Genomic DNA, 15,619 nt, shown 5'->3' with positions numbered 1-15,619 from the left:
GCAAAGATAGGGATAACTTCTTATTTTCTAAACATAAAAATGGCCAAGAGATTCAGATCTCCCGGCCACTAAATATATACGTCATTGCTGTCGATCAAAACGTATGATTTAGGAATTGTTTGGCCCAAATTAAATTCGGATTCATATCTACAGCTTTCTGAAGTAATGCTTTACCTGTAGCGTCATTGCCTTTATAACATTCCAACAAACCTTTCAGATAATTCAAATTAGCAATCCGTTCATCCCGTGAACCATCTTCCCCGAATTTAGAATAAGCATCGACTGTTACTCGTCCGGCTAACTGTTCTTCGATTTCAGTAGAAAGCTTTTGAAATAACTCTTTCGATTCCGCCTGTCTGCCAGCCTCATTCATTGCCAGAGCATTGAATAAAGTATTCTCTGAAGCCAATTCCATACGCCGTCTTCTTACCTGGCTGTTTGCAGCAATGTCAAAACTTTCTTTTGCCTTCTTCTTGTTTCCTAAAGCCTGATAAGCTTTGCCCAGATAATAATATCCCTTAGCACTATGCCCTCCAGTTTCCGGACGGCCTACTTCCAAATTTTCAGGATACAGATCTGCTGTTTCAAACTCTTTTACAGCTTCCTGATAATTTCCTGATTTAAGCAAATCCATACCTTTCAATAAATGAGAATCGACATAAATATCATGTATCTCACCTCCGCCTTCCCAAACGTGAAAATGACGGGCAGTCATTATGTCGATGGCCTTGTCATAAGCTCCGGTTTCATTATACAATGTCAATAAACGAATAACGGCTTCATCATGTTTCATAACTGTTGGCAAGTTCTTTTCCAATACCGCTAAACGTTCGGTTGCCGGTTTCTTTTCTTTCTCATAGAGTATATCCAGCTCCTGAAAAATACGAGGATCCTGATTATTATATTTAATTGCTTTCTCATAACCGGCTATTGCTTTTCCTAGCTCGTTCAAGCGGTTATAACCAAAGCCTAAGTTACGATAGGCTTGAGCGAAAACAGGATCCTTTGCTACTGCCTGCTCCCAGCAAGCCATTCCTTTCTCTTTCTGCCCCAGGAAATAATACAAATTACCCAGATAATAAGGAGCACAGGCATCTTCAGGAGATTCCGAACAAACGGTCGACAGGATATTTATTTCCTCCAAACGAAACGGGAAACACCAGTCGGTAGCAAGTGAAGAAGCTTTCTTCCATTGTGCCAATGCCATCTCTTTCTTCCCTGATAACAGGTTATAATAACCATTATAATAATATACTAAAGGAGAAGATGTGTAAGGTTTGCCGATTTGCAGGGCTCTATTCAGTAAAAGAGTAGCTTCCTCATAGGCACCCGCATGGGCATACTCCAAGGACATTTCCAATAGTTCCTGCACCCGAATAATACCTTCACCACGCTGTTTCTCAGCCCTATCCAGGAAATTAACACCATTCCCACTCAAAAAACTTTGCTCTGCCATACTCCAATAATCCAATGGATCGATAGCGACAACCTGTTGTATTTGTTTCAACGCATCCTCTGTTTGTCCCAGTCTTCTCAACAAATAAGCTTTCAGTGTCAAAGCTTTTGTATCTCTTCCTCCGACTGCCAACGATTGATCGACCAGATCCAATGCCTCAGGCAAATTTCCTTTTAGGGCTGACAACTGTGCCAATGCCAGATAAGCCGGGTGTTGGAATGTCGGATACCAAGTGGCTTTCCAATACTGATCTGAGGCCTCTTTATAACGTCCTTGCATCTGATAAATCAATCCGAGGTAATAATGCGGTTCCGGATCCTTCACAACCGTATAATCTTTAGCCGGACGGAGTAATGCACGTTTCAAATGTTTTTCTGCCAACCCCCATTCACCAGCTTTGGCATAATGGATACCCACAACCGTATTCACACGCGAATCGGATGAATCTCGTTTCAGTGCCTCATTATAGAAATCCATCGCATTTAAACGGGCATTATGGAATTGCTCCACACGAAGTCCGGCATAATATAATTCTTCGACTGTCTGATAGTCGTTCACAGGTTTAGTCCCTTCAACAACTTCAGGAAGTTCTTTTTCCTCCAACTCCACCGGTTGATAAGCGACCAATTCATTTCCCTTATTATCCAGTAAAACAGCACGAAGGCTTGTTTCTTTCACTGTAGACGGAACCGATACAGTTGTTGTAAACGGAGTTGCAGGATCGATAGAGATCACCTTCTCAAACAACACCTTACCGTCCTGTTGTAGTAAAACTTTTGCATCAGGATATTTAGTCGTTGCATTAAACCCGAAAAAGACTTTTCCGGATGCTCTTTTCTCAAGGTTAACAGCAGCATCGTCATTCGCATTCTTCACAGAACCTATATCACGAATACCATACCAACGCTGAACGAACTCACGTGTTTCCCCTGGTCCTACCCAACTATAATCCGGTTGATTATCCGAATAAGCACCGACCATCAGTTCCAGATAATGTCCGTCTTTGTCAGATAGCATCTTATTCCACATCTCTCCACTCGGGTTGTTGCCCCATAAGAAAAACTTCTTACCATTGACAATATGGTGGTTAGCCACATGTACCGTACCTGCCTGTTTCCCATGATCGTAGCCGGCTAGGAAATTGTCTTCGAAGTTCCAGGCGAAGATAGAGCGCGAATTACCGGTATAGTTCTTCCACCAGGCAAGTTCAACTTCATTACCACTACCGCGAACAGCTTCTCCCATAGGCCATTTGGTAAAATAGACTTTGGAATGATCCGTACCGAATTGGGTAGCCGGCGGGAAAATGACTTCATAATCCTTATTACAATGTACAGAAACATTGGCCCAATAAAGAATAGACTGTATGAACGGCGTACGATTAATAATCTTCACTTTGGCTTCCACCCATGAGCGATTCGGATAGACAGTGACACCCACCGACCATTTCATACGATGACGCAACTCCATTTCACCCACCCAGATCGTTTTACTTCCATCTTTATTCTCCTCTATCTTCCAATCGATAGGCATATAACTGGAAGGACGGTGATGATGAGGGATATTCCATTCTACTCCTCCGGATAGCCAGGCTCCAAGCATACCGATCAAAGCCGGCTTTATACCTGTCTGCCGATAAAATATTTCATAATCATTCGTTTTATCGGTTGCCGACAAAATACGTCCTCCGATCTCAGGCAACACGCAAACATTCACATACTCATTATCCAAGTAAACCGCATCATAAGTTTTGTCTACCTTCTCATCCGTTAATATATCGTAGAGCGGATAAGGATAAATATGTCCCTGAGCTCCCTGATATACACGCCCGGTAAAAAAGATAGGGTTTACATCCGGTGCCCCGATTTCATAAGTAGGCAATACCAATGGTTTCTCTGTAACTTTGACAGTCTGAGCGAATAATTGAGGGACTGATAACAGAAGCGCCAGCCCTATAATAAATGTATTCTTCATAGATCACTTAATGTTATAATTAATAATGAATAGCCGGAGTTTTAGGTATATCGGCACTATAAGCCTCCACTTTCCCTGTTGCGACATCATATATACGTTCATTCGTCGTTGTCATAGCCTCTGTCAATTCCGGATATGGAATATTGCAGGTCGTAACAACACCTATATTATAATTCTCACCATCGAAACGACCGTAATAAGGTTGATCAATCCACTGGAAATAATGCATACCGACCAATTCCGGGCGTGCAAAGCCTTTCTCTATATAGTTCCGGTATGCTGCAGCACGTTCCTGTTGGTTTAAGACACCGATTATTCCCGTAGCAGGTAATGCCCTGTCTACAGCTCCCTGATGAAACTCCCCAATCATTACGGGCTTTCCGCTTCGTTCGGCAATTTCAGCTGTGGGAGGCGGAACCAATCCGTAACCATTTATAGAAAAAACGTCGAAACGCTCTCCTGCCTTGTAAAGTAAATCAGAACTTAACCAGGCATAACGCATTCCTAAATTCATATGATTCTTGTCAATCTTTACAACTTCGTCGCATGGGATATCGACATACATCTTCACCATAATTGTTGAAAACTCATAGAAGTCATCATTAGCTACCTCCGAAGGATACTCCTTGAATGTACAATCCTTCAAAGAGGTGAAATCCTTCAGCTTCAAATTCCATTTTTCATTTACAACCGCTATATCTCCCTTATATTTCTTTTCCAGCCAATTAATAAATTCATCTTTAGTATGTGAAGCCTGTTGGGTAGCAAACATTTCATAAGCCAGATTATGATAACCGAAGGCCCATTGAGGTTCGTTCCTTAAGAAATAACCAACCATATACGGATCGTCTTTATAATCTGCTAATTGACGGGCGAATGCTTGGGCATTTTGCTGATATTCATCAGAAAACACATCAGGGAAGTCACGATAAAGCGAAACAGCCGTGCCGGGAAAATCACGTAAAGGCAAAACATAAGGAATGCGACTTTTGCGGGCAAAATCAATATCCGACCAGTTCCCCACCGTATTAAACCGAATCTTTTTCATCAGATTTTCAGTGACTTTGTCCCATTGATTTCTCCAATCCTGACCATACACACGGATCATATTGGAAATATAAAAATCAACTGTCTTGAAACCTCTTCTAACTTTTACAGCTTCTGCATATGTAGCATCCCCGTTCTCGGGAAGCCACTCGAACAGATCCTCCATGCCATTTACCGGTCCATTGGAATTCGGACCGATACAGTCGATACCTACACTTAAAAAAGCATATCCGTCCGGATCGACCAACCACCAACGAGTCCCGTCATGCTGAGTCCTGAAAAAACCGGTGCCTTTAAACTGTTTCTTTTTCCAACCGCCGAACCGTCCCCATTCCGAAGGATAACCGACATTCTCGATCTCTTTGGCTATCGCCTGATTCTGCCGGATCATATCCTCTTCATCTTTCAGTTTACCCGACCACTCTTTATCTTTCCATTGTCCTAATCGGTCGATAACCGGAGTAGAAATAGCTGGATAAGGATCCGGTAATGAATCAGTAATAGAAACAGAGGCCAGTTCGTAAGAAGCCCGATAGTTACTTCCGTCATAAGGTCCGAAACGAAGAACCACCTTTATGATATCCTCCGGAGCCAACCGATTACCACTGACCGTACCTTTCAACTGGCGAGGAGAGCGGGAAACAAACAATTGTTGTGCATCCAGATAAGACAAAGGGAAAACGACCTGTGTCTTCAGCTGCGGCAACACGCCCATCAAACAAGAGATCCACGGCATATCCTTATCTGTTCCGGACGTTTCACCACCTTGAAGAACAATCTTCTCAGCAACGAAATTCTTCATATCCTTATAAAACTCGATATTGATAACGCCACTATACTGCGCCTCTCCATACAGTTCAAACACCAGATAATTTCCCTGGTTCCAAATTGGTTTATCGCCTTTTTCCCAGATCACGACACCCTTATTACCATCTTCCGGCGAAACATATAATACATTCTTCTTAAATATATCACTCTGCTTCATACCAGTTTCCGTGTCTGCATAACGGGCCGCTATCTTTTGCATATCAAAAGATTGTATACCTTCAGGCTGAGGATTACAGGCTACAGTCAATAGCCCCAACAGTCCAACAATTAATCCTAATACATTCTTTTTCATAACCTATCTCCTCTGTTTTTCCAGATATAAACTACTCCACTTTTCCCAAGCTTTCTCAGAGTCATCGCTATACTTCCGATCTATTTCCTCCATTTTCGCCTTATCGCCAAACATACCCGAACCAACCTGCTCGTATGCTCCAAAATCAGTATGTCCATCTTCTAAAAGATTTCCCCAGAAATCATGCTTGCCGGAAAGAGGAACATAGATACCGGTATTGATACAAGGGGAATTCGGTTGCAACCGGTAACCTTTCAACGAACATAATCCTTCACCACCGCTACCGGGAGCGACAAAAAGAGGATCAGCCACCAATTTCTCAGGATCATCAGGCAAGCCATTTTTCCAGGGACCGTAATAACAGTTATGATAAAACAGCTTATCAGGAGCACCTGTAGCAGGTTTGACTGATTCATCAAAAGTTCGAGTCAATACTTCTCCGGAAGAATAGGCTGTTCTGAAATAACTCTGCCCTGAAGCATAAAAGATATTATTGTAATAAACAGCCCCCAGCTTGCTCTTATCTACCGAACCATCGTTACCGCAGAAGAAATCCAGATCCACTGTGCCGTAATCAATATAAAAGACATTATTGTACAAAATATTACGATCACTAATATCACACTGCATTTGTACCAGGTGCGTCTGATCATTTTCACTTATATTATAACGGGCAATATTCTCAAACGTTCGATTCATCAGCAATAAAAAGCCATGATTATTCTGACTGTAATTATACTGGGCAATGCAACGTTTGCAATAAAAGTCGAAGTCGTAAGCAAATCCGTCACCATTTCCTGGCTGACGTCCTGTATCATAAACGGCATTATACTGCATAATCGTCTCTTCTGCATCTTGTATCCAGATGGCAGCCGTATGTGGCCACCAGCTTTCACCTCCCTTCAGGTCAAGATATCCGGAACGCATGCAAGTGCGCTTCGCCACATTATGTTCGATCATACCTTGATAACATCCACCTACAAAAATTCCGTCTCCACCCAGATTTTCCATATAATTATGACGGACATTCAGATTATTCTTACAGCCGCGAACAATGATACCACATTTATCAAAACGTTCGATACGGTTATTTTCAATCAGTACATCGTTCAGGGTCGTATTCATACGATTGTTGTTAATACCTCCCCTTTTATTCTGGATCTGTACTAATATGGCACAACTGTTGTAACCGGTATATTCCGTATTACCGCCAAGCTGTCCCCAGATATCATGGATGTAGCAATTACGGATTATTATATGTTCTACCTGTTGATTTTCGCCCTGGGCCAGTGCTACGACACCCTGCCGTCCGATTCCTAGTTCAGGGGCGGCACCACTAGTAACTTCCATATTCTCTATTATCCACCAGGATTGATTGTTGAGGCGGATTCCGGCACCTTCGGCATCACCTATATTAATTATCGGTTTAGCCTCTCCACCATAACAAGAAAGAAGGATCGGATTTCCTTTCTCTCCGGATCCCTGTAACTTGAGTTGTCCTTTCCAGACAGCTCCCGACTCAAACAGAATCTTGTCACCCGGAAGAAAGGTTACATTATTCACTTTCTCCAAACTTTTCCATGCAGCTTGAATAGATAAGCCGGACGCATTATCATTTCCATTGGGAGATACAAAATACGTTTTGTTCTGGGCATAGACAACCAAAGTCATAAATACCAGACATATCGATAATAAGATCTTTTTCATTTTCATGTGATTAGTGGTAAATGAATATATAAACGATTATCAGTAACCCGGATTTTGTTCCAGAGCTCCGTCAGAAAGGGTTACCTGATCTTCAGGGATAGGTAACAGTTCACTCTTACCTTCTATAAAGTTCTTTCCTTTGATAGAATTATACTTTTGAGAATACGCTTTCATGATACTTCCAAGACGGCCTTGACGAGCCAAATCCCAAAAACGTTGTCCTTCGCCGGCCAGTTCGACACGACGTTCATGCCAGATAAGATCACGTAGCTTATCTTTTCCAGTTTCCGTGACTTTCGGTAACACATTGTCAGCGGTAGTATTCAAACGGGCTCTGCTACGGACTTGTTCCAGGTAATCGAGAGCCTCTGTTGTCTTTCCTAATTCGTTGGCTGCCTCAGCCATATATAACAATACATCAGCGTAGCGATAGAAGATTATATTCTTAGGACAATCACTCTGGTCGACCTGCGAACGCTGTGCATAAGGAATATACCATTTCTTAGGTTGATATCCTGTAGAACTGGCTTTGTTATAATTAATACGCCCGTCAAAGAATTCTCCGGGGAAAATAACAGTTGCATTCAGACGGGGATCGCCATCCTCATAACTCTTCACCAGATCCTCTGTAAGGCAATGCATAGACCATCCATTATGCCATTTCACGGGATCGTCAGGATCGGCATCATGCTCATAGAAAGAAAGGATCGAACCTTCATTCGAGTCTGCCCAACCTGTACCGCTGATACTGTGCTGAATCTCGAAAAGCGATTCGATGCCATTCTCATGCTCGAGAGTAAAAACATCCACATAATTAGGCTCCAAACCATACTCGCCCGAATTCACCACTTCTTTCAGTGCATCATAAGCTTCCTGGAATTTCCCCTGATAAATATACACCTTACCAAGCATGGCATAAGCAGCCCCTTGTGTAGCGCGACCTAAATCAGCAGCCTCATATTCACTTTTCTTCGGTAAAAGTTCAATTGCCTTCTTCAGATCCTGTGCTATAAACTCCCAGGTCTCTTCAATGGAAGCGCGGGACATATAATATTCATCGTAAGAAAGTACATGATCAATAATAGGCATCCGTCCATACTGCCGTGTCATGAAGAAATAATTAAATGCTCTCAGGAAATGAGCTTCACCTAGGAACTGGTCTTTCTTAGCCGGTGATAAATGATCAGCATTAGCCGCAATACTTTCTATTGCCTGAGTTGAAGCGGAAATTCCTCTAAAACCTTGCGCCCACAAAGCATTGCTTACCCAGTTAGTGGGAAGATTATCGAACTTTTGAAGTGATTGGGCTACAGAGCCCAACCAGGAGAATGCCTCGCTATTGTTATTCCCTAAATCCGAGTCATCCGAACAGTCGTCCCCAATTATCATGAAAGGTGCTAACTGGAAGGATTCATTCTGCATAATGGAATAAATACCGATGATCGAAGTATTCGCCTCATCATCTGTGGAGTAATAGGTCTGAACTGATGTCTGAACTAAAGGAGTCTTATCCAGAAAGTCCGAACATGAACTTAATAGTAGTATTGATAAACCTACAAGTATCTGATGTGTTTTCATAATATCATGCCTCTTTAAAAGTTAATAACTGTTCCGATCATAAAAGATTGAGCCTGAGGATATTGCCCCCTATCAACCGAAAGATCTGTTGCCACCTCAGGATCAAAGCCGCTATAACCGGAAATTGTAAACAGATTCTGTGCCGAAATATACAAGCGGATAGATGGCTTGAAGCCTTCAGCCAATCTGGGTGAGAATGTATATCCTAACTGGATATTCTTCAGACGCAGATAAGATCCATTTTCTACATAATAATCGGAATTACGGAAGTTACGACTGTTACGGGTCAAGTCCTTGGTCGGAATAGACTGAACATTAGAGGTATTCTCTCCTCTCCAGTAATCGTCCAGATATTCCTGGCGTACATTCTGCTTACCATCAAATCGCATATAATAATACTTAGCTGCATTATAAATTTCATTGCCGGCTACCCCCTGAAACAAAAGGCTCAGATCAAAATTCTTATAACTTGCATCGAATGAAAGACCATAAGTCACATCAGGGATCGGATTTCCGATAAAGTCCATATCGCCATCGTCGATCTTACCGTTATTATTCAAGTCTTTAAACTTACGGTCACCCGGTTTAGCATCCGGCTGGATTAAGTTGCCGTCTTTTACATACGCATCAATCTCTGCCTGATTCTGGAAAATACCATCTGTTAGATAACCATAGAATTGTCCGTAAGGCTTACCCACTTCACTGCGGATAATATTCCCCAAGGCTCCCTGCAAATCGATCAATGTATAGTCATAAGGGATACTGGCTACCAAAGCCTTTGAGGTTCCGAGACTGGTCACTTCATTTTTTACAAGAGCAAAATTACCATTGACACTGTATGTGAAATCACCTTTGCTTCCTTTAAATCCAAGTGAAAACTCGAAACCTTTATTCTGCATCCCCCCTACATTACGAACCATATTACCGAATCCCGAAATACGAGGTATTTGTTGCGTCAACAAAATGTCTTCAGTCTTTCTGATATAGTAATCAGCAGTTACACTCAACCGATTATTAAGCAGACTCAAGTCGACTCCAAAATTCAACTGAGTGGATGTTTCCCACTTGGCATCCAGATTACCGATACCGGAAGGCAGGGAACCGTTTATTCTGTCCTGATTTTGGCCCAAAGTATAATATTGTTGTTGTGAGATCGGAGTTAAATACGGATAATAGGATTTAATATTCTCATTACCAATGGCACCGTAACCGGCTCTCACTTTGACATTGCTTAAGACATTTTGTTCCCAGTTTTTAAAGAAACTCTCTTCCGATAATTTCCAAGCAAGAGCAGCTGAAGGGAAGTATCCCCGTCGATTATTTTTAGTAAAGCGCGAAGAACCGTCGGCACGAAAACTTGCAGTTATCAGATAACGATCCAGTAAATTATAATTGACACGCCCCAGATATGACAACATGGTCAGTTCCGCACCATCGCCTTTAGCCAACGGGTTTTCGGTAGCAGAATCAAAATACCAGAATTCATCACTTTCAATAGGAACATTTTGCTTCGTTACTTCATAAGAGTCATCTGTATAACTACGGGCAGACATCGCTCCCATCACCGTCAGATCATGTTTCTCGTTAAAATTGTGGTGATAAGTCAGCATATTCTCCCAGGTCCAATCGATAGTACGGGATGTCTTCCTCGATACGGTATTCATTAAAGTTGAATTATCCGCTGTTTCATAAAAAACAGGAACAAAATCGCTATCATGATTATTTCTTACTTTGATGCCATAGCGAGAGGTAAAGACCAGGTCTTTCGTCAGATTCAGGTCAGCACTGAAATTACCGACAAAATACAAACGTTTGTTTTTTCCATTATTTCGGGCAATTCTACCTGCCGGATTCTCCAGTCTCATCTTTCGAATACCTGTATAGTAATTTGTTTCCGGATCGATAACCGGTATATCGGGAGGAGCAATCAAAGAAGAAAGGAAAATACTAGTAGGATCCAATCTTTTATGATCGGTCATAGCAACAGACAGCGAGGTTGTGAACTTAAGGAAACTGGTTGCTTTAAAGACATTATTCTGGTTTAACGATATACGATCAAAATCGGTAGATTTTACGATACCTTCTCTCTTATAATAGTTCGCACTAAAGACAGACTGTACTTTTTCGCCGCCACCTGTCATACTTATATTATAATTCTGGAACTGACCTAAATGGGAAACAGCATCATACCAGTCTGTATTATAAGGCATATTAGTTGTGCTCGAATATAAAGGAGCTTCATCTGCATTTGTATAGGCCAGATTGGATAACTCCGCATATTGTGAAGAATTCAGCATAGTAGGCTTTGAAGCCAGGCGTTCAATACCATAATAAGCATTGAAATTTACCTTTAAATCACCGGCTTTGCCTTTCTTCGTTGTAATAACAACTACGCCGTTGGCACCTCGGGAACCGTAGATGGCACAAGCCGAAGCATCTTTCAGAATCTCGATCGACTCAATATCATTAGGACTCAAATGATTAATATCGCTCATTGGAAAGCCGTCCACTACATAAAGCGGAGAAGAATCATTCGGAGTTCCTACACCACGAATCTGGATGGAAGCCGTTGCATCGGGCGAACCGGACCCTAATGAGACAGAAACACCTGCTGCCCGTCCTTGTAAAGCCGCTACCGGCGAACTGGTTGCCATTTTGGTAATATCTTCGGCTTTTACGGATGAAACCGAACCGGTCAAGTCACTTTTCTTTACCGAACCATAACCGACTACGACCAGTTCATCCAATGTCTGGGCGTCTTCTCTCATCACGATACTCAAGGATTTTTGGTTAACGACCTTGATCTCCTGCGGTAAATAACCCACATAAGTAAACTTCAATACGGCATTTTCAGCGACTTCTAATGTAAACTGACCGTTCAAATCCGAGATCGTTCCGTTGGAGGTTCCTTCTTCCAGAATATTCACTCCAATGATAGGCCCACTCGCATCTTTTATAATACCGGAGATTGTTTTTTTTCCACTTTGTTGAGGAACAACCACTTCTGCTTTATACAACACAATATGGCGATCTTTTATAACATACCTCAATCCTGTGTTATTTGATATGAGATTCAATACATCTTTAATATTAGCATCTTCTTTGTTTATGGAGATCTTAGTGTTTTTATTGATCTCTTCCAGATTATAGAAAAACAGGTATTCGGATTGCTTTTCTATTTGTTTCAGTACATTCTCCAACGTTTCATTCTTTGCAGAAACTGTTAGTTTTGCAGTCTGTGCATAAGTTGCGGCAAAAACTTGAGACAGACAAACAGTTAGCATTAGCACGGTTAACTTCATAATGTTTATAGCTCTTTTCGGGTTTACAAAAGCAACTATACGTTGATTATTCATACTCTGATAGTTTTAAGATTAAACACTTTTTCCACGGCAATGGAAGTTTAATTGAATCACACCCTTTAGAAGAGAGTATCCGGCAAGATATTTTTCTCCACTTCTTACTTTTTACGTTATCCACTCATACATTACATTTTAAAAGGTTAACTAATCCATATCGCTCATTCCGAAATCGTAACATGTCTTTTATCAATCTTGTATTTGATAGGTACGGACAGGTTAATAACTTCCATGATATCCTTTATACTTTCCCCACGATAGAATGTACCGGTAAAGGTCCGTTTGTTCAATGCTTTCGATTGAATAGTGAATTGTGCACCATACACATGACTCAACCGATCGAGAATAGATTCCAATGTTTGTTCGGAAAAATAATAATAACCGGTTATCCAGGATGTATATTGCTGGGCATCAACCCGATTCAAAAAAACACTTTTTCTATTCCGGTTATAAACAAACTGCTGGTTTGGCTGTAAGATCGCTTGCCTGTCGATACCCAAAGTCGTCAACCGGACAGACCCTTCCAATAAAGTCGTTACAACCAGCGAATCCAGCGGGTAAGCCATTACATTAAACTTGGTTCCGAGGGCTTCGATATCCTGTTCTTTTGTTTTTACGATGAAAGGTTTATCCCTTTGTTTGGCCACATCAAAGTAAGCTTCCCCTTCCAGATAAACGATACGTTGTTTTTTACCAAAATCCTTATCGTAATGGAATGTCGTTTTTGCTCCCAGACTAACCTGAGTGCCGTCGGGCAACTCAACCACATCCGCCTCCAGACCATCTCCTCCTATATATTTGGAATATAAACCATTATCAACATTTTTCGAAGAAAAAAAGAATACAGAACTGATAGCTACCGCAATCAAGGCCACGGCAACATAGCTACCGATTTGGTACCAAAGCTTGAACCTGCGGGATTGTGAATTTTCCTTTTTATTAAGTAAATGCAGCCAGCTCTCATCTATATTCAGGGGTTCTCTTAAAGATGTACCCGCATCATACATGGCCTTGATCTCAAAGAATAGTTCCTTATTGGAAGCACTCTCATTCACCCAATCGTAAAAAAGGTCTGTTTCTTCTTTAGATAGATTACCTTGTAAATAGCCTATAATTAGCTCTGTATGTTCGTTTTCCATGATATCTCCTTTGTATCGTTACCTTTCGGTGACTTAGTCCTTTATGAACTTATAACGAATGGCAGCAAAAAAGTACTCACACAAAAACAAACTTTTTTTAAAATTAAATACGAACGATTGAAAATGAGGGAGAATACGGAAAGGTACAGACTACAACCGGTAATACCTCTCCGCATTTCCGAAATAAATCTGGAATAACACGTCCTCCGGCAAACACAGTCCTTTACATGGCTGGGTGACTTCCGTAGAGACACAGACACTATCGGTGGCCAGATAATCCCAGTCGTTAACCAGCGAGGTTTCCAGCTTGACTAGGTTATTATAAGCATCCGTACCGTAAAGCAGACGGTCGGCATAACGGATAAAAAAATTGCGGACGCCTTCATAATCAGCAATACTTTGCAGCTGAAGATGACCGAGGCGGGAAGAGACATCTACGGCAAACTGAGGATAAGCGTCCAAACGCGTGGCTATCTCCCGGTAGTTCCATTCCAGACTGCCCAGGTGAGCACCGACGAAAGTCAAGCCGGGATAACGTTGCAAGATACGGTCCCGGGCTTTGATCTGCTGCTGCCAGGAAGGGATTTCCGGATGCAGCCAGGCATGATACTGAGGGTGCTCACTGAAATAACATCTATTGCGTTCAGAGGTCATTTCTTCGAGAGGGAGCCAACAATTCAAAGGCTCTCCCAGATGGGCTACGACCGGGATGTCGCGTTCCGTAAGAAAAGTAAAGAGCGGTGTGAAGAAGTCGTCGTCAATCATCAGGAAAGAACCATCCGCTTTCTGGACTTCCATACCGATATTCTTCCATAATTTTACTCCGACGGCCCCCTGACGGATCGAGCGGTCGATGCGTGTTATCACACCTTCCATCCAACCTTCCTGCTGCCAGTCCGCCATGGAAAACGAACAGATGTAACGGAAATACCCGGGATGTTCCCGTTGATATTCGAGGGCGACACGTTCCTATTCATCCATTGACGGGAAAACATCCGCATCCGTATTTATGGTGATATAGCGCAGGTTGCACCGCTCCGCAACAGTCCGGTAAGTATCGTTCCGAAACGTTGTATGGAAGTGGGCGTCTATCTTCGGAAAGTGTTCGAAATCCATCCTCCGGCTATTTTTTAAACGTCATTTTATAAACGTTGGTCTCTTTAGGTTCAAAGCCGACGGAGCGGTACAGCTGGTTTGCCGCAACGCGTGCAGGACTGGAGGTTAACATCAGAATGGAATTGCCGAGCGACTCCACATAACGGATGGCATGATCTACCAACTTATAGCCTAACGCCTTGCCACGAAAACGCTGGTCGACAACCACATCTTCTATCCAGTACTTTTGCCCGGTAGGAGTTTTATACGAACCGACCGTCAGCATGCCAGCTATTTCATCTTCACAGGAGATCAGGAAAAGATGGCTAGAACCGGAAGCGATCATCGTTTGCAAGTCGGTATCGGTAAACGGGACCGGGGAGGAAGTCAGCTGAGAAAGGAGTTCATTAATGATACTGACATACGCCGGATCGAATTCTTTCACTTCGAATATCTTCATTTTTTCCATATATAATAGGATTTAAGTAAAGCCCAAGGCTCAAATCAAGGTAAAAAGATAAAAGAAAAGATGCGAACAATGCTTACGGAGATAAAGCAATGATCTGTACAGCTGGTTCTCAACTGTGCGGACAGAGAGACCCAACTGATCCGCAATTTCGGCAGCTTTCATCCCTTTCAGATAGGAAAGACGGAAAATCTCCTGGTTCCTTTCGGGCAACTCCGCTACTTTCTTCATCAATAGCTCCAAAAGATCTTTCCGCATAAACAGTTCGTCGGACGACTCAAAATAGTCCAGTTCCTCCAGTTTGAGCTGGACGGCCCGATGATCCAGAATTTCCTGCTCCATATTTGAACGACGCAGGTGATCGATACAGGCGTTGCGGACGGCCACATAGAGAATACGTTTCAGATCGTCATCCGGAAGGAGGAAGACTTGTTTGTCCCACAGCTTGAGAAAAACGTCGTGCACAATATCTTCCGCAAAGAAACCCGAGACGAACTTCCCCGCAAAGCGAAGCAACATCGGAGCATATTCAAGATATATGCGCTGATAGCAATTCGTCGTCTGATCTTTCACTTCCATCTTGCAAACATATAAAATATCAGGTATTATTCCGCAACTTCGCCGGCTTTTAACGCATATAGCCGTTCAAACAGCCTTAAGTATAACAACTGTTTCACT

10 protein-coding genes are annotated in these 15,619 nt (G+C 42.3%); all 10 read right to left on the bottom strand.

Features of this window, described 5'->3' with window-relative positions:
- Positions 1 to 94: 94 nt before the first annotated feature.
- Entirely contained in the window at positions 95 to 3,430 is a 3,336-nt protein-coding gene (locus QZ076_RS02510; protein WP_293710044.1) for a DUF5107 domain-containing protein, read from the bottom strand.
- Between the two features lie 19 nt (positions 3,431 to 3,449).
- Positions 3,450 to 5,597, bottom strand: a complete 2,148-nt coding sequence (locus tag QZ076_RS02505) for a hypothetical protein (protein WP_293710042.1) — start codon at positions 5,595 to 5,597, stop codon at positions 3,450 to 3,452.
- A gap of 3 nt (positions 5,598 to 5,600) precedes the next feature.
- A complete protein-coding gene (locus tag QZ076_RS02500; protein ID WP_293710040.1) occupies positions 5,601 to 7,304 on the bottom strand; it encodes a right-handed parallel beta-helix repeat-containing protein in 1,704 nt (567 codons plus the stop codon).
- A gap of 39 nt (positions 7,305 to 7,343) precedes the next feature.
- Positions 7,344 to 8,882 (bottom strand): RagB/SusD family nutrient uptake outer membrane protein, encoded by a 1,539-nt coding sequence (locus QZ076_RS02495; RefSeq protein ID WP_293710038.1) that lies wholly within the window; start codon positions 8,880 to 8,882, stop codon positions 7,344 to 7,346.
- 14 nt (positions 8,883 to 8,896) lie between these two features.
- Entirely contained in the window at positions 8,897 to 12,238 is a 3,342-nt protein-coding gene (locus tag QZ076_RS02490) for a TonB-dependent receptor (protein ID WP_293710036.1), read from the bottom strand.
- A 164-nt stretch (positions 12,239 to 12,402) separates the two neighbouring features.
- On the bottom strand, positions 12,403 to 13,380 hold the full coding sequence (locus QZ076_RS02485) for a FecR domain-containing protein (protein WP_293710034.1): 978 nt from the start codon (positions 13,378 to 13,380) through the stop codon (positions 12,403 to 12,405).
- A gap of 150 nt (positions 13,381 to 13,530) precedes the next feature.
- Positions 13,531 to 14,283, bottom strand: a complete 753-nt coding sequence (locus tag QZ076_RS02480; protein ID WP_293710032.1) for an amidohydrolase family protein — start codon at positions 14,281 to 14,283, stop codon at positions 13,531 to 13,533.
- Between the two features lie 66 nt (positions 14,284 to 14,349).
- Positions 14,350 to 14,496, bottom strand: a complete 147-nt coding sequence (locus QZ076_RS02475) for a hypothetical protein (RefSeq protein ID WP_293710030.1) — start codon at positions 14,494 to 14,496, stop codon at positions 14,350 to 14,352.
- 7 nt (positions 14,497 to 14,503) lie between these two features.
- Positions 14,504 to 14,944 carry a GNAT family N-acetyltransferase gene (locus tag QZ076_RS02470; protein ID WP_293710028.1) on the bottom strand — a complete coding sequence of 147 codons (441 nt, stop codon included), beginning with the start codon at positions 14,942 to 14,944 and terminating at the stop codon, positions 14,504 to 14,506.
- A 30-nt stretch (positions 14,945 to 14,974) separates the two neighbouring features.
- Positions 14,975 to 15,520 carry an RNA polymerase sigma-70 factor gene (locus QZ076_RS02465; protein WP_293710026.1) on the bottom strand — a complete coding sequence of 182 codons (546 nt, stop codon included), beginning with the start codon at positions 15,518 to 15,520 and terminating at the stop codon, positions 14,975 to 14,977.
- Between the last annotated feature and the right edge of the window lie 99 nt (positions 15,521 to 15,619).

Origin of the sequence: uncultured Parabacteroides sp., assembly GCF_905196875.1 — a bacterium.
Taxonomy (GTDB): Bacteria; Bacteroidota; Bacteroidia; order Bacteroidales; family Tannerellaceae; genus Parabacteroides.
This window is presented reverse-complemented; position numbering and strand designations above follow the sequence as displayed.